This is a genomic window from Ureibacillus yapensis (assembly GCF_003515775.1).
Classification (GTDB): domain Bacteria; phylum Bacillota; class Bacilli; order Bacillales_A; family Planococcaceae; genus Ureibacillus; species Ureibacillus yapensis.
In genome coordinates this window covers 1-21,870 of the sequence record NZ_QWEI01000003.1, presented here as the reverse complement: position 1 = coordinate 21,870, position 21,870 = coordinate 1, and the positions used below count along the sequence as shown (strand labels likewise).

At 36.2% G+C, this 21,870-nt stretch carries 22 protein-coding genes and 1 pseudogene; 7 read left to right on the top strand and 16 right to left on the bottom strand.

Annotated features, from left to right (window positions below; all coding sequences use genetic code 11):
* Window positions 1-5 precede the first annotated feature (5 nt).
* Window positions 6-1,619 (bottom strand): flavin-containing monooxygenase, encoded by a 1,614-nt coding sequence (locus tag D1B33_RS07715; protein ID WP_118875814.1) that lies wholly within the window; start codon window positions 1,617-1,619, stop codon window positions 6-8.
* Window positions 1,620-1,717: 98 nt separating this feature from the next.
* Window positions 1,718-2,659, bottom strand: a complete 942-nt coding sequence (locus tag D1B33_RS07710) for an alpha/beta hydrolase (RefSeq protein WP_118875813.1) — start codon at window positions 2,657-2,659, stop codon at window positions 1,718-1,720.
* Window positions 2,660-2,862: 203 nt separating this feature from the next.
* Here D1B33_RS07710 and D1B33_RS07705 point away from each other — a divergent pair, with 203 nt between their 5' ends.
* Window positions 2,863-3,558 (top strand): response regulator transcription factor, encoded by a 696-nt coding sequence (locus D1B33_RS07705; RefSeq protein WP_233549433.1) that lies wholly within the window; start codon window positions 2,863-2,865, stop codon window positions 3,556-3,558.
* Window positions 3,559-3,635: 77 nt separating this feature from the next.
* Here the strand turns inward: D1B33_RS07705 and D1B33_RS07700 are convergent, their stop codons facing one another.
* From D1B33_RS07700 to D1B33_RS07670, 7 genes are all read right to left on the bottom strand, one after another.
* The gene (locus D1B33_RS07700) at window positions 3,636-4,352 is read right to left on the bottom strand and encodes an amino acid ABC transporter ATP-binding protein (protein ID WP_118875811.1); all 717 of its coding nucleotides are present in this window, start codon (window positions 4,350-4,352) and stop codon (window positions 3,636-3,638) included.
* Window positions 4,345-5,001 (bottom strand): amino acid ABC transporter permease, encoded by a 657-nt coding sequence (locus D1B33_RS07695; protein ID WP_118875810.1) that lies wholly within the window; start codon window positions 4,999-5,001, stop codon window positions 4,345-4,347. The genes D1B33_RS07700 and D1B33_RS07695 overlap by 8 nt, the downstream gene beginning before the upstream one ends.
* An 82-nt stretch (window positions 5,002-5,083) precedes the next feature.
* A complete protein-coding gene (locus tag D1B33_RS07690) occupies window positions 5,084-5,878 on the bottom strand; it encodes a transporter substrate-binding domain-containing protein (protein ID WP_118875809.1) in 795 nt (264 codons plus the stop codon).
* Window positions 5,879-5,904: 26 nt separating this feature from the next.
* A complete protein-coding gene (locus D1B33_RS07685) occupies window positions 5,905-7,209 on the bottom strand; it encodes an aspartate aminotransferase family protein (RefSeq protein WP_118875808.1) in 1,305 nt (434 codons plus the stop codon).
* Between the two features lie 229 nt (window positions 7,210-7,438).
* The gene (locus D1B33_RS07680; protein ID WP_118875807.1) at window positions 7,439-7,696 is read right to left on the bottom strand and encodes a spore coat protein; all 258 of its coding nucleotides are present in this window, start codon (window positions 7,694-7,696) and stop codon (window positions 7,439-7,441) included.
* A 10-nt stretch (window positions 7,697-7,706) separates the two neighbouring features.
* Window positions 7,707-7,895 (bottom strand): hypothetical protein, encoded by a 189-nt coding sequence (locus D1B33_RS07675; protein ID WP_118875806.1) that lies wholly within the window; start codon window positions 7,893-7,895, stop codon window positions 7,707-7,709.
* A gap of 78 nt (window positions 7,896-7,973) precedes the next feature.
* Window positions 7,974-8,684: a DUF421 domain-containing protein gene (locus D1B33_RS07670; protein WP_118875805.1), complete on the bottom strand. Its 711-nt coding sequence runs from the start codon at window positions 8,682-8,684 to the stop codon at window positions 7,974-7,976.
* A 98-nt stretch (window positions 8,685-8,782) separates the two neighbouring features.
* Here D1B33_RS07670 and D1B33_RS07665 point away from each other — a divergent pair, with 98 nt between their 5' ends.
* Entirely contained in the window at window positions 8,783-9,121 is a 339-nt protein-coding gene (locus D1B33_RS07665; RefSeq protein ID WP_118875804.1) for a DUF4363 family protein, read from the top strand.
* 213 nt (window positions 9,122-9,334) lie between these two features.
* Here D1B33_RS07665 and D1B33_RS07660 read toward each other — a convergent pair whose 3' ends face one another.
* Window positions 9,335-10,732 carry an S-layer homology domain-containing protein gene (locus D1B33_RS07660; RefSeq protein WP_118875803.1) on the bottom strand — a complete coding sequence of 466 codons (1,398 nt, stop codon included), beginning with the start codon at window positions 10,730-10,732 and terminating at the stop codon, window positions 9,335-9,337.
* A gap of 134 nt (window positions 10,733-10,866) precedes the next feature.
* Between D1B33_RS07660 and D1B33_RS07655 the strand changes: the two are divergent.
* Window positions 10,867-11,209 (top strand): annotated as a pseudogene (locus D1B33_RS07655) (hypothetical protein); the annotation flags it as partial.
* Window positions 11,210-11,680: 471 nt separating this feature from the next.
* A complete protein-coding gene (locus D1B33_RS07650; RefSeq protein ID WP_118875802.1) occupies window positions 11,681-12,643 on the top strand; it encodes an aldolase catalytic domain-containing protein in 963 nt (320 codons plus the stop codon).
* 352 nt (window positions 12,644-12,995) lie between these two features.
* Here D1B33_RS07650 and D1B33_RS18420 read toward each other — a convergent pair whose 3' ends face one another.
* The gene (locus tag D1B33_RS18420; protein WP_158582940.1) at window positions 12,996-13,166 is read right to left on the bottom strand and encodes a hypothetical protein; all 171 of its coding nucleotides are present in this window, start codon (window positions 13,164-13,166) and stop codon (window positions 12,996-12,998) included.
* Between the two features lie 847 nt (window positions 13,167-14,013).
* Between D1B33_RS18420 and D1B33_RS07645 the strand changes: the two genes are divergently transcribed.
* Window positions 14,014-15,183 carry an MFS transporter gene (locus tag D1B33_RS07645; RefSeq protein WP_118875801.1) on the top strand — a complete coding sequence of 390 codons (1,170 nt, stop codon included), beginning with the start codon at window positions 14,014-14,016 and terminating at the stop codon, window positions 15,181-15,183.
* Between the two features lie 240 nt (window positions 15,184-15,423).
* Here D1B33_RS07645 and D1B33_RS07640 read toward each other — a convergent pair whose 3' ends face one another.
* The 3 genes from D1B33_RS07640 to D1B33_RS18625 all read right to left on the bottom strand — a co-directional run bounded on the left by D1B33_RS07640 (window position 15,424) and on the right by D1B33_RS18625 (window position 17,432).
* Complete coding sequence (locus D1B33_RS07640) at window positions 15,424-16,203, bottom strand: CPBP family intramembrane glutamic endopeptidase (RefSeq protein WP_118875800.1); 780 nt, start codon at window positions 16,201-16,203, stop codon at window positions 15,424-15,426.
* 195 nt (window positions 16,204-16,398) lie between these two features.
* Window positions 16,399-17,076 (bottom strand): AraC family transcriptional regulator, encoded by a 678-nt coding sequence (locus D1B33_RS07635; protein WP_118875799.1) that lies wholly within the window; start codon window positions 17,074-17,076, stop codon window positions 16,399-16,401.
* Window positions 17,077-17,225: 149 nt separating this feature from the next.
* Window positions 17,226-17,432 carry a hypothetical protein gene (locus D1B33_RS18625; RefSeq protein ID WP_118875798.1) on the bottom strand — a complete coding sequence of 69 codons (207 nt, stop codon included), beginning with the start codon at window positions 17,430-17,432 and terminating at the stop codon, window positions 17,226-17,228.
* Between the two features lie 760 nt (window positions 17,433-18,192).
* Between D1B33_RS18625 and D1B33_RS07620 the strand changes: the two genes are divergently transcribed.
* Window positions 18,193-18,789: a TetR/AcrR family transcriptional regulator gene (locus D1B33_RS07620; RefSeq protein ID WP_158582939.1), complete on the top strand. Its 597-nt coding sequence runs from the start codon at window positions 18,193-18,195 to the stop codon at window positions 18,787-18,789.
* Between the two features lie 97 nt (window positions 18,790-18,886).
* On the opposite strand, the gene D1B33_RS07615 is transcribed toward D1B33_RS07620, so the two are convergent.
* Window positions 18,887-19,639 (bottom strand): SDR family NAD(P)-dependent oxidoreductase, encoded by a 753-nt coding sequence (locus D1B33_RS07615; protein WP_118875795.1) that lies wholly within the window; start codon window positions 19,637-19,639, stop codon window positions 18,887-18,889.
* Window positions 19,640-20,399: 760 nt separating this feature from the next.
* Between D1B33_RS07615 and D1B33_RS07610 the strand changes: the two genes are divergently transcribed.
* On the top strand, window positions 20,400-20,939 hold the full coding sequence (locus D1B33_RS07610; protein WP_118875794.1) for a hypothetical protein: 540 nt from the start codon (window positions 20,400-20,402) through the stop codon (window positions 20,937-20,939).
* Between the two features lie 288 nt (window positions 20,940-21,227).
* Here the strand turns inward: D1B33_RS07610 and D1B33_RS07605 are convergent, their stop codons facing one another.
* Entirely contained in the window at window positions 21,228-21,677 is a 450-nt protein-coding gene (locus tag D1B33_RS07605; protein ID WP_118875793.1) for a hypothetical protein, read from the bottom strand.
* Window positions 21,678-21,870: the final 193 nt, after the last annotated feature.

Sequence of the window (21,870 nt, the reverse complement as noted above, 5' to 3'; positions counted from 1 at the left end):
CCCCTTTATGCTTTAACTTCTTCAAATTGCATTTCAAAGCCTTGATAGCCGTTTTCAACAACTTCATTGCAAATTTGGCGATAGTTGTCCAATCCACCCAGATAGATTAAGAATCCACGAGGCTTCCCTTCAATATTTGAGCCTGTATACCACGAGTCCGTTTTCGTAAACAATGTACTGTTTGCAATCTCTGTACATTGTTTGCTCCATCGTTCTTCAGCTTCGCGGTTTGGTTCAATCGTTCTCGCTTTCTGTTCTCTTAAATGAACAAGGCAATCAGAAATCCATTCGACATGTTGTTCAATTGCTGTCGGTACATTCGTTAAAACAGATGGACTTTGTGGACCTGTAATGGTAAAGAAGTTCGGGAAACCTGCGATTCCAAGCCCTAAATACGTTTCGACCTTTGCACCATCTGCCCATTTGTCTTTCAGAGAGATTCCATCCCGCCCCCTAATATCAAGTTTTAACAAGGTACCTGTCATCGCATCATAACCTGTTGCGAACACAATGATATCGAGCGGATATTCTTGTTCGGAAGTTTGAATTCCGTTTTCCGTAATACGCACGATAGGCTGTTCACGCAAATTAACCAAAGTCACATGATCTTCGTTATACGTTTCCCAATAGTTTGTATCCAGAATTGGCCGTTTTGTTGAGTAATAATAGTAAGGCAATAGCTGTTCAACGATGTCGGGTTTTTTTATCTTTTCACGGATCTTCGTTCGCAGGAATTCCGATACCAATTCATTCGATTCCGGGTTCGTCACAATATCATAGAAAGCATTATTTAAAATCATGCCGCCTTTCTCCCACGCATCCTCCATGATGGCATTTCGTTCTGCTTCTGGTGTGTCTACAACCGATTTTGAGGACCGTGGAATCGGCAACCCTGATGGAGACGTTTTCATTATTTCGCGAGCCTCCAAAAATTCTGCTTTAAATTGGGCAATTTCCTCTTCCGTAAATACACGATTTCGGGTTGGTACCGAGTATTGCGGCGTTCGCTGGAATACATACACTTCTTTTGCTTCTTGGGCAATTACAGGAATGGATTGCACCCCACTGGAACCTGTTCCAATCACGCCAACACGTTTCCCTTTAAAGTCAACCGGTGTATGCGGCCATGTTCCTGTGTGGTAGCTTTCTCCTTTAAAGCTGTCACGTCCTTCAAAATTAGGGATATTGGAAGTAGATAAGCACCCCACCCCCGAAATTAAATACGTGGCCGTGAATTCTTCTCCTCCATCGGTTGTGACACTCCAAATCGCTTCTTCTTCATCCCATTCCGCTTTCTTTACTTCCGTATTGAATTGCATATATTTTTTCACATCAAGCTCATCTGCCGCGAAATTCAAGTAGCTCAATATTTCATCCTGGCCTGCAAAACGTGTGGACCATGACCATTTTTTATACAATTCTTCAGAGAAAATATAATTATAGTAGACACTATCCGAGTCGCAGCGTGCCCCTGGATATCGTGCAAAGTACCAAACGCCGCCAACACCGGCCGCTTTTTCCAGCGTTTTAACCGTAAACCCTTGCTCACGGAGCTTGTATGTCATATAAATACCGGAAAACCCTGCCCCAATCACCAAAGCGTCAAACTGTTGTGTCATCACCCATTCTCCCTTCGTTTTAGCGGTTTTAATTTAAAAGGTTGTTATTTAAAAAGAAAGTGAGGGAAATTTCATCTTCTCTCACTTTTCCTTCTTCTTTAAGCTTTTTGTTCTACTTTGTTCAAGAAATTCACAATATACTCAACTGATTGCTTCGTTTCATCCCCAAAGAAGTCCATATTGCTGTAAAAGCCATGAATAACGCCCGGGATCGTTTCATACTGTACCGACACACCGTCTTGTCTTAATTTTTCGGCATAGGCAATTCCTTCGTCCTTTAGTACATCATTTTCTGCAGCGATGATTATTACAGGAGGCAGTCCCTGTACTGACTCATATTTTAAAGGGGAAACATCGGGCTCTTTGTAAAGCTTTTCATCCCCGACATAATGAATGCCGAACCATTTCATCAGATCACGGTCAAGCCCGAATCCTTCGGCAAATTCGTTATATGAATCTGTGTCGAATTCGAGGTTCGTTACTGGATAAATTAAGATTTGGGATTGAATTTCAGGACCGTTCTGATCCAATGCTTTTTTCGCAATAACCGTTGATAAGTTTCCGCCCGCACTATCCCCGCCAACCGAAATATTGGATGAATCCACATTAATTTCCGCTGCATTGGCAGCTACCCATTCCAACGCGGCATAACAATCTTCAATCGGCGTTGGATACGGATATTCCGGGGCCAAACGGTAGTCAACCGATACCACTACGACATTTCCTTCCGTTGCAACCAACCGATTGGCAGCATCAAACATCTCCACCGAACCGATTACCCAGCCACCGCCATGAAAGTATAGGAGTGCCGGGAACGGTCCCTCTCCTTCCGGTGTGTAAATCCGCAGTCGAATATCTTCCCCATCTTTTGCAGTGATCAAGCGGTCTTCCGTTCTATGAATGCTTGGTAAATTCTGTTGCGGCGGCGCTGGCGCTTGCGCCATAATTGCTTTTAATTCAATCGGGTCAAATGATTCTATCTTTGGTCCAGCGTAGAAGTTCTCCAAATATTGTTTTGCTTTTTCAGTTAAATTTGCCATTTTGTTTCCTCCCTTTTCGTACAAGAAAATTTGAAAACACTTACATTTTTAGTGTAAGGTTTAAACACCATGAGTAATATTCCTACTTTTCGAGAAAATAATATATACTTTCGGGCGGAAAATTGTATATTTACTATTTTTTTGGTAAGGTAGAGCATATATAAGACTATTAAACTTTTTACTAGATAAGGGGTGTTTAATTGGTGCTAAAAGTAAATAGTTGGGAACATAACTTGGAAAAAATCAAATTGATAGGTGATCAAGACCAAAAAATGAAGTTGTTGATAGAAAGTTTCCTTTCTGCCTTTTCATTGGAAGAGGCATTGCTTTTTCGATATTCCCCGATTGACCACTTAGCAGAAGGAATTCTTTCGGCAACTCCATCTGAAATCAAGAGCATTACATTTATTCGCGACGATGTGACAACCATACCTGCCATTTTTGAGGCTATCCTTAGTAAAAGTTCACAATATTATGAGGGAAATTATTTCCATTTAAATATCTCCCGCAAATATATTATTTCCGAAAACCAGAATTCACTGTTGGTCGTCCCGATTACGTTTAACCAGGTTGTCATGGGCTATTTTCTAAGTTCAAAATTAAAAGCACCTTTCCATCCCCATTTATTAGTGAAAGCAAATTTATTTAGTAAACAAGTCGCAGAATTATTTTTGAATCATCCCATTGATATAGAAAACAATGAACTGAAACTATCGAAGCGGGAATTTGAGGTAATGAAATGCATCGCGTTCGGCTATAGTACAAAACAAATTTCCAGTCTCCTTGAAATCAGCGAAACAACGATTAAACAATATATTAAAAGTGTGATGGCAAAAACCAACACGGCCAATCGTACGCATGCCGTAGCATTCTTATTTCAAAAAGGGATATTGAATTAGGATTGGCCTGCACTCAACTCCAAAATAAAAAATCCGTCAGCTAATCTTCATTAACTGACGGATTTCTATTTTGTTCATTAAAGTACTTTTTCCAAAAACTCTTTGGCGCGATTGGATTTAGGGGCCGTGAAGAATTGTTCAGGAGTCGAATCTTCAACCAGTTGGCCACCTTCCAGAAAGAGAATGCGATCTGCAACTTCTTTGGCAAAGCCCATTTCGTGTGTCACGATAATCATGGTCATGCCGGATTCAGCAAGATTTTTCATTACTGCAAGAACTTCTTTGACCATCTCAGGGTCCAATGCAGAAGTTGGTTCATCAAATAGCATTACCGACGGGTTCATCGCTAAAGCACGGGCAATGGCTACACGCTGTTTTTGTCCGCCCGATAAACGATTCGGATATTCGTTGCGTTTCTCGAATAGACCTACTTTCTTTAATAGATCTTCCGCCGTTTTGATTGCTTCAGCTTTGGAAATGCCCTTCACATTAATCGGTGCATAGGTTAGATTTTCCAAAACCGTTTTATGAGGGAATAAGTGAAAGTGTTGAAAGACCATACCCAAGTTTTCACGCACTTTCATGACATTCTTCTCAGTAATCATTGTGCCCCCAACCGATATTTGGCCGCTCGTCGGCTCTTCCAATCGATTGATGCAACGCAGGAAAGTCGATTTGCCTGATCCTGAAGGTCCAATTACCGCAATAACTTCTTTTTCTTTAATTTCAGTAGAAATTCCTTTAAGTACTTCATTCTTGCCATATGTTTTGTGTAGATTTTCAACTTTAATCACTGCGTTTCATCCTCTTTTCTATCATTTTTCCAAGGAATGTCAATACGAGTGTCATCACATAATAAATTACCCCTGCAATTAATAACGGTTCAAGATAGCGGAAAGTTTGACCGCCAACGACATATGCGCGGCGCATAATGTCCAATGCACCGATAACCGTTACGATTGCGGATTCTTTATTTAATGTAATAAATTCATTCATTAAAGAAGGCAAGATATTTTTCATTGCCTGTGGCAAAATGATATCTTTCATCATTTTGCTATAAGGTACACCAAGTGCTTTTGCTGCCTCTTGTTGACCTTTGTCGACTGCATTGATGCCTGCACGGATGATTTCGGAAATATAGGCGGCAGAATTCAGCCCAAAAGCCGCGATTGCAGCGGGCATTGCTTCAATATTAAAACCCAGGATTTGGGGCATCGCATAATAGATGATCATCAATTGCAGTACAAGCGGTGTACCGCGGAAAATCGACGTATAAAACTCGGCAAACCATTTCAAAGGCTTAATGTTTCCGATTTTGCATAGAGCTAATAAGATCCCGAGTACAAGTCCGATGATCGTAGCAAAAACAACAATTTGTAAAGTGACGCCTATCCCTTCCAAAATGTAAGGAATAGAGGGAATGACAGCTGTAAAATCAAACATCGTAAGCCCCCTTTCTAAAATATGTAAATATTATGTGTAAGAATAGAAACGTCATTCAGCTGTACTGAATGACGTGTGTGTATTATTCAACAACGAACCATTTTTTCTTAAGCTCTTCAATTTTTCCTTCATCAATTAGCTCTTTGATGACTTTATCGAATTCTGCCTTTAATTCGCTGCCTTCTTGGAATACAACTGCTTTGTAATCCGGTTCTTCCACTTCAACCGGGAATGCTGCTAAATCATCATTTTGCGCTAAATAGTTTTCGGAAACGATATTCTCAATGACTGCACCATCAAGACGGCCATTTTTCATTTCCTGAATCAATTGAGGAATAAGATCGCGGCTTTCAACTGTAAAGCCATATTCATCAGCAAAGCCTTCCGCCAATTCCAGTTGAATAGAAGAAACTTGACCGCCTACTACTTTGCCTTTCAAATCTTCCATTGAATTAATATTGCTTTCTTTCAAAGAGACCAAATATTGTTCCGTTTCATAGTAAGGTTCAGAGAAGTCCACTACTTTGTCGCGTTCTTCCGTTGGGGTCATACCCGAAATAACAAAATCATACTTGTTTGCTTGCAAACCTGGAATCAAACTGTTGAAATCAGAGTTCGTAAATTGCAATTCATAACCTAAACGTTCGGCAATCATGTTTGCCAAGTCAATATCAAATCCAATAATATCGTCACTTACAGCAGTGTCTACAAATTCGAAGGGAGCGTAATCCGCAGATGTTCCCACTCGCAATACTTTCGATTCTCCTGAAGTGGGTTCAGAGTCAGAGCCTGTTGATGTTTCGTTCTCAGCTGCGCCACATGCAGCCAAAATGCCAATGACTAAAACGAGCATGAATAAAAATACATTTCTTTTCATTGTTGTTGTTCTCCTTTTATAATTAATTATTGTTCTTCCAAATATCTTACAATCGCTTTTTCGAGCATTGCTAACCCATCATCAATTTGTTCCTTTGTAATTGTTAACGGAGGAATCATGCGGATTACTTCCCCAACATTTCCGCATAGATAGAACAAAACGCCTTCTTCCAAAGCATAGTCAAGGATTTTCATAACGGCTTGTCCATCAAGTTCACCAGTTTGGGGATTCGAAATTTCAATGCCGATCATCAACCCTACTGAACGTACATCGCTGATGATTGAATACTTTTCTTTTAATTTCAGCAATCGTTCCCTTGCATAAGCACCTACTACTTTTGAATTTTCCACAAGGTTCTCTTCATGGAAAATTTCCAGAGTTGTCAGTGCAACGGAACAAGCGATTGGATTTCCTCCGAATGTCGTTCCATGCATGCCCAAAGGCCATTTTTTCATTAGTTCCTTCGAAGCGACAGTCGCACTTAGCGGCAAGCCTGACGCAATCCCTTTTGCAATAGCCATAATGTCTGGAGTAACATCAAAGTATTGCGCGGCAAACCATTCTCCTGTTCGCCCAAAACCGGTTTGCACTTCATCGAAAATCAATAAAATGCCATGCTCGTCACAGATTTCACGTACCTTTTTTACCCATGCTTTTGGTGGAATAATGTAGCCGCCTTCCCCAAGAACAGGCTCCATAATAACGCATGCTACTTCTTCAGGTGTTACTTGATGCTTGAACAAACGGCTAAAGTCTTTTTCAAGTTGTTCCACGCAGTACACTTCCGGGTCTATGCCTTCCGGGCAATTTTTTGGATCTGCATACGGAATTTGATACGACAAATGGGACGGCTGCAAGAACTTGCGATACTTGCTTTTTGAAGTTGTTACTCCTAAGGCGCCCATGGAACGACCGTGGAAACAACCGGTGAATGACACCGCATAAGGTCGCTGCGTAACAAACTTCGCAAGTTTTAAAGCACCTTCTATAGCTTCTGTACCACTATTTGCAAAGAAAAAACAATCCAGATTTCCAGGAAGCACTTTTCCTAGTTCTTCGGATAATCTTAAAATCGATTCGTACATAATAACACCCGAAGGACCATGCACAAGTTGATCCGCGGCATCTTTAATGCTCTGAACAACTTTTGGATGGCGGTGTCCTGTATTCGTTACTGCAATTCCCGAAGTGAAATCCAGATATTGCTTTCCATCTGCACCATAGTAATAGCAGCCTTCTTCCTTCACAACCGGAATATTAGGATGATCTTTTGCCATGCTCGGCGCTAAATAATTTCCCATCTCATCATATAAATCGAGCCAGTTACTCATGATGTTAGCCTTCTTTCTATGCTGTAAATATTGAATATATTAGTTTATTGTTTAAAATAATAAAATTTTATTATTAATACAATTTCAACATTTATATATTCTACTACCCGTTGTATAAATATGCAATAGGGAAATTAATAAAAATAGTATCTCTCCATAATAAAAACCAAAAAGTACATCTAGGATTTACTACCCTGTACTTTTCGGCTAAAAGAAACCTTTTAAAAAATTATTGTTGTTCTGACATTAACTCTGTTTTCAATTGATTGACAACTTCTTGGGAAGCTGGGGCTGCAGGTTTATAATGCCCATTTTGAAGTGCGTAGGAATAGACAGTACGTTGACGGGATTCATCTTGGTTTCTCATCTGAATTAAAGTCTGTCTTAGTTCGGAATTATTTGTCTGTGCAATGACATTGGCATAGTTGGCAAGACTTGCATTCAGTCCTGCAAGATAATCATTTACCATTTCTTTATCTTGAAACATAAACACCCTCCTAGTTTAAATAAGACATTAGATCGTTCTGTGATTGTTTTGCCGATTGGGCATCTCTTTCAAAAATTGCCTTTAGCTCTGGATCCATACAGCTTTGCGCATATGCTTCCAACTTCTTGGCCAGCGTTCCATGAGCACCAATCATGCTTCGCAAATGTTCTACTTCCAGTTCAGTTAAGTTATGATTCATGGATAACCCTCCCTTCTTTTTTAAAATCCCCTTTTCTTTCAAAAGAAATACGCCTTTATAAAACGAAAAAACTGTTGATTACTGCTCTTCATGATTCTTTACTTTCTTATCTTTGTAGACATCGACAAATAGTTTTCCACTGGAATCCACTTGAGCCAAAAATACATCCTGAAGAGACTTTGCTCCTTTTTTTTCCAGCTCTTTCATCAGCCATTTTTTTGAATAGCCTAAAATCGATAAATTTTTATTCAAAATATGGCCATCTACTACCAGCAAACTCGGTGCATGTTCCAGTTTTACTTTCATTCCAAGAGTTTTTGGGGTTATTGGCTCAAGGTCGGACTTTTTCATGACGCTCAGTTCCCCGTTTGTTTCCAATATGGCGATTTCGATATCTTCCAACTTAAAGACGTCTTTTTCCCTCAGCATCATCATTAATTCATCAATGGCAATTTTGTTTTTCTTCATACTTTCTTCCAAGACTGCTCCGTTTTTTATGAGGATGGAAGGTCTACCGTCTGTTAATTGAAGAAATTTTCTGGACTTCATGCCCATAATCCCCAAAACAATCGGGAAAAACCCCCAAATCGCCAAGGAAATAATGCCATTGGAGATTTGAATATTTTTGTCCGTGGACATGGTTGCGGCAATCGAACCGATGGTAATCCCTACTACATAATCAAAAAATGTAAGTTGCGAAAGTTGTTTTTTTCCCATAATTCTTGTCAAGAATAGCAGTAAAAGAAAAGCTACAATTGAACGAATTATTATTAATAAAAAATCAGACAAAATAAGTTCCTCCAGTTTCTTCTTTCAGGAATGATTATGTTTTTTCTATTATTGGGTAATCCTAAGGTAGATATTCAATAAGTGGAGGATTTTCTATTATGATTAAAAAAAATATTTTGCCATTATTTCTTGTCGTTCTTTTATCTGGATGTGGAGGTATTATGGGGGAAAATGATTTTTCAGGGAAAATTGATGATATAGAACAAGCATTAAGAAAACCTAATTGGAAACAGCTAAATTCACTCGGCAAAGATTTAGATCGGTTATATGAGCAAAATCTTTGGAAAATACAGTTAATGGGCGATGAAGATGAGTATGAAAGCCTGCAGGAAAGCATTAATCACCTAATTGTGGCAATTGAGGAGAAGGATCAAACAGAGATAAAACTTGAAATTGCAACAATCAAAACTTATTTAAAGGATATATATTCTTTATAATTTAGGGCGATGGAGTCGATCATATTTATGAACAGATTTTTGATTGGTTGCCATCCGCGCATTGATTGTTTCTAATAATGGCATTTAAAAGACCTAAGTCCAAACTAGACCTAGGTCTTAAAATTACCTCAAGTTATTCTTTATTAAAGAATGAAGGGTAGTTCCACCGGCTACCATTAAAGCTTTGGTCTTTTGAAGTGTAAAGAGGGCCACTTACAACGGTTTGCTTTCCAATCGTTGTACACGCCAACCCTGCCCTGGTACATAGCGAAGTTCCCCTAACATTGTATCAACCTCTTGAGCATCTCCTAACGGCACCTTTAACTCATACTTCTTCACTGAAGTCGAATTCATCGTTTGCTTAATTTTAGCTTTTTCCCAGTTTAAAATACTGCCGCCATCTGCATTGGGTTGAGCAAGTTTGCCATCGCGGGTAATGAATCCAAGTTGCTTATACAGTTCTGCCACTTTTTCCGGCGTATACACGTTGCCTAAAAATACTTCCAGTTTCTCTATCGTTTCCAATGATTCAGCCATGTAGCGGTATTCCATATTGTTGACGGTGAATGTTTTTTCATTTCTCATTCCATCTCCGCCTCGAACAACTGTCCAAAATGCTTTATGCGATTCATTAAATAAAGATAGGGCATCTTTATTTACAAAAGACAGTGAATCATCCCCTTGAAGATGCGGTTTTGCACTGACAGAATCGATTTTGTAATCCATATATCCTTCTTTCGTTACCAAAAAGTACAGCTCGTTATAGCCATTTTTCAACAAGCCACTATTTTTTCCGTCCAATTTTACCGTTAATTTAACGCTGAACTCCGTAACGCCTTTCAATCGCCCGATTTCATTCAGCTCATGAACTTCCATGTCTTTTACTTTTAGCTTTTTAAATCCGGTATACTGATTTGACGTAAATAAAGAGTCGATTTTGTCCGGATTTTTAATCAAAAGATCAAACAACTTAACGACCGGGTTTACATTCATCGGAATATTGTATTGCGTTGGCAAGAAGTCATCGTTGATGGCACGTGCGATATACAAAGCAAACTCAGCGCGCGTTACGATTTTATTCGGCTTGAAAGTTCCATCCGACTCACCAACGGCAATATCATGTTCTGCCAAAGTGGTAATCGCATCATGCCATTTCGAAGACCTGGGAACGTCCTTAAATTCCAAATTGCCATTATCTTTAAGTTTAAAGGCTTTTACAAGAATCGTTGCAACTTCTTTTCGTGTCAAAGGTTCGTTTGGCTTGAAATTTTTCTCGTTCGGAAAGATCCCTGCCTCGACCACGGCTGAAATTTCCCGATAGGCATCATGTTTCTTGCCAACATCTTTAAAGGTTAGTTTGGAATGAGTGGTTTTTAATTTTAGTGTTTTTGCTAGGATGACTGCAGCATGAGCCTTGGTGATTGGTTTATTCGGCTGAAAGTTTTTTACGCTGTCTTCCAGCAAGTCTTTCTCCACCAAGAATTCAATTTCGCTTTTTGCAAAATGGTCATCGCGGATATCCTTAAACGAAGCAGCAGAAGCAATTGATCCGGAAAACAAAAGAGCGCCAGCCAACGAAGCGGCAATCAAGTTTTTTCGAAAATTTTTCAACAGCTTTCCTCCTAAATAATGATTAATTCTTTTCTATTTGTTAGACGTTTCTTTTTTTGTTATGGTTACAGAAATTTACATTAAATTTAAAAATTCCCTAATCCAGGCGCTGCTTCTTCTAAACAGTATACTGCTGCATTATCGGAATCTTTTTGCTGGCGATTGTGGCGACGGGCGACTTTACTTCATCAATTAGCAGTGTATTCAACCGTTTTGTTTATGCCATCAGTGAATTATTGTCGACCATATTATCTCGATCATTGTGGCGATGAGCCGGATTTTGATGAAAACGGGCATTAATGAAGTAATGGTTTCCCCTTTTACAAAAATCTTCAAAAACGCAACGCTTGCCTACTGGACAATCGGCATTTTGATGATAGTCATCTCCTGGTTCTTCTGGCCTTCCCCTGCCGTTCCTTGCTGGGAGCTGTTTTGTTACCGGTTGGAATCCGCGCGGGACTACCGGCTCTAGGTGTTCCAAATGTCATAACAAGAAAACAGACAGCTTCTTGAACTGCACCCCAATTGTTAGACACATAATTTAACAATTGGAGTGTATTTTTATGTCAAGAATTAAAGTAAATGAAGTTTTTTAGGAATTTATTAACATAACTTATTTTAGCTGTTATTTCTATGAGTTCAGGAACAGGGAACAGAAAACGCTGTTGACAATTTTATTAGTGGAATTTGTTTGGGGCCTAGTACTCAATAAATGAAATACGACATAAAACAAGCTTTGTGATTTCAGGGTTTCTTCTCTATGCTGTAAAAAAATTACTTACTGCTCGATGCTTAAGATTGACTTTATCTGAATATTTAATAAGTTAATTGTCATGTTCTTTACATAATATGTTACTATATTGAAAACAGTCTATTTTGATTTACTAATAACATTTTTTAAAACAAAGTATAAGACAGTTAAAATGTGGAATATAAGGAGCTATAAGTATGCAACCAAATGTAAAAATTATTGATTGTACCATTCGTGATGGAGGGCTTGTGAACAATTGGGATTTTAGTTCTGAATTTGTTCAAGATTTATATTATGGACTAGATGCTGCGGGCGTTGAATACATGGAGATTGGGTACAAAAATTCCCCTAAACTTTTAAACGCTACCGAGCCCAACCCTTGGAGATTCCTTGATGATAATTTCTTAAGAGAAATCATTCCTGAGAAAAAGTTCACGAAATTATCTGCACTCGTAGATATAGGACGTGTAGATCCGAATGATATACTCCCTCGAGAACAAAGTGTTTTAGACATGATCCGGGTGGCATGTTATGTAAGAGAAGTCGATAAAGGCCTGGAACTCGTTCAGATGTTCCACGAATTAGGGTATGAAACATCACTCAATATCATGGCCCTGTCCAGTGTACCCGAACATCAACTGATTGAGGCATTTGACATGATAAGAGAAAGCCCGGTGGACGTCGTTTATATTGTGGATTCCTTTGGAAGTTTGGACCCTAAAGATATCGAGCATCAAGTGAAAAAGTTCAGTGAGCTTATCCCTAACAAACAACTTGGTATCCATACTCATAACAATTTGCAATTAGCCTTTGCCAATACATTAACTGCAATGCGAAATGGTGTGGTATTCCTTGATTCGTCTGTTTATGGCATGGGTCGCGCAGCAGGTAATTGTCACACTGAACTTCTTGTTGGTTACATTAAAAAAGCAAATTATAATATTGAACCGGTTCTTCATATCATCGAAAAACATATGTTAAACATGCGAGAAAAATGGGAATGGGGCTACATCATCCCTTATATGATTTCAGGCATCCTGAACGAACACCCACGCGTAGCAATGGCATATCGTAGTAGTGACGATCGTGATCAATTCGTTAATTTCTACGATCAAGTAACAACACCTGAAGCTTCCCTTTCACCAACTTCAAAAAGCTGAATTTAACGTAAAAGGACGTCTCATAAGTCAGTGAGGCGTCCCTTTTTTTGGCAAGCAGTTTGGTCTTTAACTAACTAATTTGGTTAGCATAATAATTACTATAAAGTGATTTCGCTCTCCTACTGGCACCGTGCCCAGTTATATTAAATGATTACCTTTTATCACCAACCTCAAATAAGCTCTATTATTTTATAGTGCAATGCTTATTCCAGATAATGGCCCTTAAATGAAAAAAGCACTTTCCGTATTCAATGAAAGCGCCGATTGTTGAATAGTGGAAAATGCAAAAACTCTGCAAAATAACACCTTAGTTTTTTTCATTATTCTTTTAAAAATTGATTCTCATCCTCTTTTATTCATTACAAGCATTAGTTGGTTCGTCACCAAGCACTTTGGCAATTGCGTTCGAAATCCCCTGTGCCTCTAAACACTTTTTATATTCTGCTTCATCAGATAACTCAATTTTATAGTATATACCTACTATTATTACGAGTGTTATTGCTGCTAATAATATTTTCTTCACATCGACATCTCCTTTATATAAAGAAATTTCTTCCATAAAAATCATAACAATGATTTATTAAGCCGTAAATACAGTGATAGTCTAATAAAATATAAGACCTTAGACTTAGCTTGCTTCGCTATTATTTGAATATGTTCCACTATTAGTAAACTGCCCCATTTTAAGTATACAATATTTTCAAAATTTAGATCTAAAAATCCAATTTTCTATAAAGGCATTGCTCTACAATATGGCCCGATTGTTGAATAATACTTAGTTTTTTATTATTCTTACATAAAAATAAAACAACCGCCCCCAATCTGAAGGCGGTTTTTTTTGTCTCAGAGTTCTAGGACTTACTCACCTACCATACCTTCCCCATCACGATCATCCATATATGGGTATAACAAGTGTTATATTTAGGTTATTTAACTGAAATAGTTGATATTAAAAGGACCATACATATTAGTCATGTCTAATTTGTATGGTCCAAACTTGTGTAGCTTAAAATAAAATTCGATTTTAATGCCTCGAAAACTACATCTTATGATAAATGATACGAATCCATTTCGAGAAAAGTTTGATCATTTTCTTGCTGTGTTGCTCCACAATCGCGCCCGATTGTTGAATATTTGTAATTTTTTATCTATACGGGTTAAATATGTAGGTAATCCAATATATAGGACCCTTGCTTTTTCCGTTATCATCTATATTTATTTCATTCTTTCTGACAAAGTAAAATTACGCTTATTCTCCAGTCCTTTCAGATTTATGTAATTATGTTATAGTGACATTATTATCTTACTCCTGAGTAAACTTTCATCAAAAGATAGTATATAATTTGGGATATAATTAGGAAGGAGACAACATGGATAAGCGTATTTATTTTTTAATGATTCTATCCTTTATAATAGGTCTGGTTGAACTGATCATTAGCGGTATTTTAGATTTAATTGCAGAGGATTTACATGTAAGCATCGGCCAAGCAGGTTTGCTGATCACTGTTTTTGCTGTCATTTTTGCAGTTGCATCGCCGATTTTACTTGTCATGACAGCTAAAATAGAAAGAAAAAGGCTAACATTAGTTTGCTTGTACATCTTTTTAATTGGTTGTATCGTAACAGTATTTGCACCTACTTTTTCTATTTTGTTTATAGGAAGAATTATTTTAGCATTAAGTGGGGCGCTATTAATCATATTGTGTTTGGTTATGGCTCCTAGCTTAGTTGGAGAACAGTATATAGGTAGGGCCATTGGGATCGTCTCTGTGGGAGTAAGTGCTTCGTTAGTTTTAGGGGTGCCGCTCGGGCTTATCATCGGAGATAGTTTTGGCTGGAGAGCACCATTCGTACTTATAACTATTTTAACAGCATTAGCAATTATTGGCGTTCATGTATTAATGGAAAGTATACAACCAAAACCTCAAATTCCGTTGAGGAAGCAGCTTGCAGCATTTAAAAATCACAAAATTACATTAGGGCTAACAACGACATTCCTCTATATAACAGGCCATACGATTATGTATGCCTATTTTAAGCCTTATTTAGAAGCAACCACTGATTTTAATACTACTTGGATTAGTGTCATCTATTTAATTTTCGGTTTTTCTGCTGTAGTCGGTGGAGGTCTTGGCGGTGTATTAGCAGATTTATTGGGATCAAGAAAAACAATGATTATTGCCCTAGTTGTTTTTAGTGCTTTATTCTTTATATTTCCATATTCAACAGATTCCTTTCCAGTATTTCTCATTATCATTATCATTTGGGGGATTCTAAGTTGGGCGATTTCGCCCGCTATGCAATCTTATTTAATTGAAATAGCGCCTGAATCATCGGAAATTCAGCAAAGCTTGAATAATTCAGCTCTTCATTTAGGTGTGGCTGTTGGTTCAGTGATTGGGGCTGGAATTGTAGATACACTTTCAGTCGAAGTAAACCCATTTGCAGGTGGAATATTCATCATCCTATCATTCATTACTGTCGTCATTTCTATTAGCAGTAAGAAAAAGACTACTTATAAAACAAAGAGCGCAATTTGAAATAGTTCAAATTGTGCTTTTTTAATGTATATTTCTTCTACACGGTAGTTTAAAAATAGGTATTATTTTGTATAAACAATAGACTTATAAACAATAGACTGTTTCGGTCCATTTTTCTTCGTCTTTAACCCGTTAAATGGCCCTAAATTGAAAATAAGCGTTAATCCTTGTTCCAGGATTGCGCCCGATTGTTGAGTAATGGAAAATACGAATTTTTCTAAAAATTCGTTTAATAAGCATTTAGTTATCCCTGTTCCTTATTTTATATGAAGGTTCTTTTCGTATAAAATGTTCGCTTTCTAATTCTCCTAATTTTGCTACATAGTCTATCAAGAAATGAAAGACGATAAGCGGCAAAATTGAACCTATTCCTACGTATAAACTGGAAAAAATTACTCCAAAAACAGTTGTTCTTAATACTCCAGTTGTAAAACCCTGATAAGTGTGAGCTAGTCCAAACAATAATGATGAGAGTATTATGATTAACCAAACTGAAAAATTAGGAAATAAATAATTTAAAGCAAATATTAAAAAACCTCTATATATTATTTCTTCTGTAACTCCTGCTGTTAGCGAAACATAATTCCATATTTTTTTCTCTTTATTAGTAACAGGTAATATCTCTGAAAAACCGACACTAGCATATTCTTTCTGTTTTGCTTGTTCAAATTTAGTCCTAATCTTATCACTAAATTGATAGCCGATAGAATAATACAAGATAACAAATAAATAAAGAAACACAATAGCGAATACAGAATAAGTAACTAATGGTCCTAAAGTATCCGTGTTAATACTTGGAATAGATAAACCAATATCTTTTAAAGTGAGTTCTGTAAAAACAACTAATAGTAAAATGAATAAAGTAGGAACCCAAAGACCAATTATGGAATTTTTATAATATTTTAACCTCGCATTTTGATTTTCTCTTACATCAACTTTAAATTTTTGAAAATCAAAATATCCGATAATTGGCTCATAAAATAACGTGAAGATAATTACTAACCATAGACCATACTCCATAGAACTAACCCCTCCCTCCTTTATATTACATTATTTTAAACATTCTTTCTAAAACAGAGTTGCTCAACAATCTGGCCCTTTAGCTGAAGAAGGCACAATTCCTTTTCAAGAATTGCGCCCGATTATTGAATAACGATTAGGTTCTATTAACTGGTTTAGGTTAAGTGTTTTAATAAAATAAATTACTTAAATGCTTCATTCCTCCATATCAAAGACTTTTTTGCGAAAAGACTCTATAATTTCAAGGTATTGTGTATCCCCTAACCCATAATCTTTAAAATTTTCAATTAGTACAAGTACAAGTTCTTTTGCTGGGACATTTTGGTGTTTTTGAATATACAACATAAGTTCACTTTCTTTATTAAGATAATTCAAATATAGTTCAATCCCCTTTTTTAAAGAACCTGGATGAACATCCTGAGGAATTTTTTTATGAATCAATACTTGTTTGTAAAGTGCATAATACCCTTTCGGCTTTAAGGTGAAGCAACCCACAGATTGAAAATTGTCACCGACAATCTGAAGTTCAATTGCATCTTTAAAATTTGTTCGGTCTAACCAAGCCAATATGGTAAGAAGATTAATTTGACAAAACATATCATCATCAAACCATAGTACTATTCGATTAAAATCTTCATAAAAGAGTGGCTGCAATGGGTTTAGGGTGATTTCAGCATATTGAGCCGGCGTAATATGATGAACTTTCGCACGTATTTCGGTAAATTCATCGGAAAATATATCATCACAGGTGTTTCCATAACACATTGCCTCGTTAAAGGGGATCATCAACTCAGATTCAAGAAAATGAGCCTTTTTGAAATACTTATACATTCCCATTCCATTTAGTATATGTAACGTCTTTTTTTGTATCATCTTGACACCTCCTGTTCAGTATTTTCCCTTTAGCCAATACTTATATTTACAAACACTGTCTAAAAACTCCTTACCCTCTTCAATAATATGGCCCTTTATTGGAAAAAGCACTTTCCGTAATTCAAGGAAATCTCTCGATTGCTGAATACCTATCCAAAATTTCTATCCAAAAACAAAAGAATATAGCTACCTGCACAAAGAAATAACGCAATTCGAGTTATCATATAAATTGAAAATTCAAATGAGGTTAATTTTCTTTCTCTCTTAATTTTTTTAAAGTGTCTATAATAATAGACAGCACAGATGAGAAGGATTACTGCTGATATTTGAAAGATGTTTTCCAACAGGCTAACCAAAAAATCAACTCCTCAATAATGAATACAATTTTTTATATTAAAACCAGTAGTATCTACTTCAACAAAAAAGACACTTCTCCTTTTAAACGTCTTTACATTGAAATGGAAACAAAAAGTCATGTATATCTCCTCAACAATCTGGCCCTTTAATGAAAATAAGCACTTTTCCTTGTTACAGAAAAGCGCCCGATTATATAAATATGTGTTTGCTTTACTCAACAATCTGGCCCTTATATGGAAAATGGCACTACCCTAATTCAAGGATAGCGCCCGTTTGTTGAATATCATTTATTTAAACTTATTAAAATAAATCCCCCGTTTCCGGATAACTACCCGCCCAGTCGAATCTCACTGCTCTGAATGAGATTTAGCAGTGCTAATGTATCCTTCATATGGTAATATAAGAAAAATAAAAACGAGGTGCTTAACTTGGATATGCTGACGAAAAGGAAATGCTTAGATGATATACGGATGCATAAAGCACACACCAAGAAGTTAAGATTATTAATCGCTAGTACCGATAATCCTAACGTTAAAAAGCAGCTCGTAAAAGGATATGTTTGGCATATTAAGAGCAAACGGGAGTTAAAGCTAATGCTAATCGATGATATTGTAGTAGCTATGGACGAGGATTGTTCGGCTTATTTCGAAAAATTGTGGCGAAATTTTTATTGAAACTGCGTTAGTTTTACGTTGGGATACGCAAGGTATAGAGTTATACCACTAGCTGCTAAATATTTCATTTAAGATGGAGGATTCTATGTTTGAATTTAATTTTTTAGATAAAAGAGTACAGAGAACAAAATCCGATTTGTATAATGCTTTTTTTGAATTATTGAGGCATCGTAAATATGATCATATAACGATTAAAGATATAGTCGAAGTTGCTGGATATAGTAGAGGTGTATTCTATAAGCATTATAAGAAGAAGGAAGATTTATTAAATGAAATTATAGAATATCTGTTTAGGGAGGCCAGGAAAGCTCAAAGAGAGCCTTATAAGGATCTCGAGAGTATTGATGTAAAAAAACTTATTAATGAACCGATTTATTTATTAAGGCATTTTAAGAAATTTGGTTTCTGTTATCAACTTTTATTAAATGAAAATATCAATGGTCCGTTTAGTCTTCAATTATCACAGGAAATGATGTCTACATATTTAAATGACTTTAAAATGATGTTGTTAGATGACTATGAAAATTCGATTAATGGCACATTAAATAAGTATTATGCATATGGCCTAATGGGATTGATTATTGAGTGGATTATCGAGGATTTCCCCAAGGAACCAGAGGATTTTTCTGATGAGCTTGTGAGAGTATTTAAGTATTCCCTAGGAAAAATACAAATCAAATAGCATCTCCAAAAAATATTGTCATCCATTAAAAATAGGGCTGCAAATGAATTTTATATCATTTGTAGCCCTTGAATCATATTACTCATTTAAGTAATAATTATTGTGCAGTTGATCCGCCATCAACAACGAATTCAGCACCATTTGAATAGCTTGACTCGTCTGATGCTAAATAAAGCACTAGGTTTGTTACTTCTTCTGGCTCGGCCATACGCTTTACTGGAATTTTATCGATGAACGGTTGAATTGTTTTTGCAGCCTCTTCACCGATAAATGCTGGGTCCGTCATTTTTGTTTTAATAACACCTGGGTGAACAGAATTTACGCGTACGCCAAATTCAGCAACTTCAAGTGCAACACTTTTTGTCATACCTGTAACAGCAAATTTAGATGCTCCGTATGAAACGCCACCCTTTGTACCACGTAAACCAGAGATAGAAGAAATGTTTATGATTGAGCCGGATTTATTTTCTTTCATATGAGGAACGACGTGCTTCATGCCTAAAAATACGCCAACTTGGTTGATCAATACAACCTTTTGGAATGATTCTAAAGTTGTTTCTTCAATGATGCTAGCTGTTGATATACCGGCGTTATTTACTAATATGTCAACTTTGCCGAACTTTTCAATTGTAGTCGCAACTAAGCTTTCCCAAGATGCTTCATTGGTTACATCTGCCGCCACAAACATCGCATTCTCGCCAAGCTCCTTTGTAAAATCCTCAGCATTTGAAGAAGCTAAGTCAGCAATAACAACCTTTGCACCTTCTTCAATAAAACGCTTTGCATGGCTTGCACCCATACCACCAGCACCACCAGTAATAATGGCAACTTTACCTTCTAAACGTGTCATAATTAGTTCCTCCTAAAAATTTGGGATTTATTATTATGTGTAAATTTAAATGAAACATAGTTTAATTACAGTCTAATAGTAGAGTTTTGAATAATCAATGTACACAAAGTTTTTCTACGTAATCTAGTTAACATATTGATTCATAGTGTCAAGGAAAAATTTAAACATATAAATGAGTATCTGTCATAATTAATTACTGAAATAATGAAGTTGCATATAGCTAAGAACCGAGATTCATTGACATGACGCGTCTTCATTATTTTTTGAACTTAGTGACGAGGCGAAATTAAATTGTGAATATAATTTAAAGTATACGTTGTTGCGAAATAATTTAATTTCAATAAAGCATTCCCTTTTTTACTTTTAATGGGCTTAGTCTTTATCTTTATTTAGTGGGGGATAGCTTAAGTTAGCTATAACGAAATGCTATGAAGTAATATATACATAAATAACGTTCCCGACGCAAAGTTTAGGAATTCAGCAGAAAGGCACGAATGTTGTTATAACATTCGTGTTTTTTAACGTTGGGTATTCTTTTATAACACTCTCCCGAGGATGTTATTCAACAATATGGCCCGATTGTTGAACAGCTAAAATATTTTTCAATAAAATTGATAAATTCCGACTCTTAGCTTTGTAGGAAAACTAATGGTATATAAAAATTTTATAACTATAATTCTTTTGGAAATAAGTGTTAATAGTATTACATACATTACAATGTTAATATATGATTATCGTTATAAAATGGAGATGATTTAATTTGAAAAATAAATTGAGTAAAAAAGAGTTAATTTACGTGATAACCCTTTTTTTGTTTGGGGTTCCTATTACCTTAACAAATTTAATTAGAAGTATTACACATGCAAGTAGTTATATGGATATAATGGGTGACTCCCCTTTTTTCTATTTAATAAAATTAATTTTTGGATTTTATGGATGGAGTATTCACTTTGGAATTACCTTGATTTTAATTGCTGTGTATATACTTAAAAAGCCAAAAACGGTTGTTAATCCAGATAATGCAAATTATACAGAACAACAAAAGACAGTGAACAACCAAGATTTAGTTAATTACACAGAAGCTCAAGGACATAAAGATATTTCCGTGCTTGAATGGTTTGCAACATTGATTCTTTTATCCATTCCTCTTGTTAATCTAATTTTTTTATTTATTTGGGCGTTTAGTTCAGAAGCCTCCAAAAGAAATTTTTCAAGGGCGACATTACTCTATATATTGGTTTCAAGTGTAATTGCCGTGATTACTTTTATAGTAATAATGTCAAATCAGTATACTATCTAAAAAATACACTTTAAGAAAATTAATTCAAACAAGAGCCTGAAACATGTTAATTTTGTTTCAAGCTCTTTTTATATAAAACCCTTTGATTACGGCCAAGAAGATCTACCACTTGTGTCATCTCCTTTACCAGTGATTTCCACAGAACTTACCACCTGTTGCCACCGTTTTTACCAATTGGGTGATTTAAGATAACGTAGGATAAAAAAGCCTAATTCCATTCTATTTTTGGCGAGGAATTAGGCTTTGATGTTCAACAATCGCACCCGATTGTGGAATAAGTTAATTTTTTTAAAATGTAATCTCCCAAAACTCACGGTCTTCTAGAACTAGGTCATACGGTGTTTTTAATTCCCTCCAACGAACATTTCTTCTTTTTAAAATTTCCAAATCCTCTTTACCACTGAGGGAAGTGAAATACTCTATAATCCCACTGGATTGAAGGGCTTCTTCTAAATAAGAATATAGTATTTTTAAACACTTTTCTTCTTCCGGTGTTCCCTTTAATCTATACTTAAAAGGTATATAATTAACATAAACTGCTACTTGGTGAACGAATGAGAAATGGGGACTATATGAAATTTTTTGTTTAAGTTTGCTATCATAATTATTTTCAAAATAAAGATGAGCAAAGTCTAATTCACTTTTAAACACATTGGGTTGTTCAGAAGAAACTGAATTTGAACCGAATGAACCTTGAGGCAGCTTCATTGGTGAAGCAATATATATGTATGGAGTCATAATTTTTTACTCCTTTTTAAAACATAAACAAAAGTTAAAGAACATCCACTGCAAACATATATGATTACTTTAGGTAAAACTCCCCTATTCCTAAATACCAATTATTTCAAAATTATTAATTTAACTCAATCGCTTTTTGCATTAAAAAAGGTGCTTTCCTTATTCTAGAAAAGCGCCCGTTTGCGGAAAACAA

Bases quoted from the DNA above. Each gene is read 5' to 3' on its own strand.
- D1B33_RS07695 (WP_118875810.1), bottom strand. From the start codon at position 5,001: ATGTTTGATTTTACAGCTGTCATTCCCTCTATTCCTTACATTTTGGAA.
- D1B33_RS07715 (WP_118875814.1), bottom strand. From the start codon at position 1,619: ATGACACAACAGTTTGACGCTTTGGTGATTGGGGCAGGGTTTTCCGGT.
- D1B33_RS07665 (WP_118875804.1), top strand. From the start codon at position 8,783: ATGATTAAAAAAAATATTTTGCCATTATTTCTTGTCGTTCTTTTATCT.
- D1B33_RS07675 (WP_118875806.1), bottom strand. From the start codon at position 7,895: ATGAATCATAACTTAACTGAACTGGAAGTAGAACATTTGCGAAGCATG.
- D1B33_RS07685 (WP_118875808.1), bottom strand. From the start codon at position 7,209: ATGAGTAACTGGCTCGATTTATATGATGAGATGGGAAATTATTTAGCG.
- D1B33_RS07640 (WP_118875800.1), bottom strand. From the start codon at position 16,203: ATGGAGTATGGTCTATGGTTAGTAATTATCTTCACGTTATTTTATGAG.
- D1B33_RS07680 (WP_118875807.1), bottom strand. From the start codon at position 7,696: ATGTTTCAAGATAAAGAAATGGTAAATGATTATCTTGCAGGACTGAAT.
- D1B33_RS07690 (WP_118875809.1), bottom strand. From the start codon at position 5,878: ATGAAAAGAAATGTATTTTTATTCATGCTCGTTTTAGTCATTGGCATT.
- D1B33_RS07635 (WP_118875799.1), bottom strand. From the start codon at position 17,076: ATGATACAAAAAAAGACGTTACATATACTAAATGGAATGGGAATGTAT.
- D1B33_RS07620 (WP_158582939.1), top strand. From the start codon at position 18,193: ATGTTTGAATTTAATTTTTTAGATAAAAGAGTACAGAGAACAAAATCC.
- D1B33_RS07710 (WP_118875813.1), bottom strand. From the start codon at position 2,659: ATGGCAAATTTAACTGAAAAAGCAAAACAATATTTGGAGAACTTCTAC.
- D1B33_RS07645 (WP_118875801.1), top strand. From the start codon at position 14,014: ATGGATAAGCGTATTTATTTTTTAATGATTCTATCCTTTATAATAGGT.
- D1B33_RS07615 (WP_118875795.1), bottom strand. From the start codon at position 19,639: ATGACACGTTTAGAAGGTAAAGTTGCCATTATTACTGGTGGTGCTGGT.
- D1B33_RS07605 (WP_118875793.1), bottom strand. From the start codon at position 21,677: ATGACTCCATACATATATATTGCTTCACCAATGAAGCTGCCTCAAGGT.
- D1B33_RS07650 (WP_118875802.1), top strand. From the start codon at position 11,681: ATGCAACCAAATGTAAAAATTATTGATTGTACCATTCGTGATGGAGGG.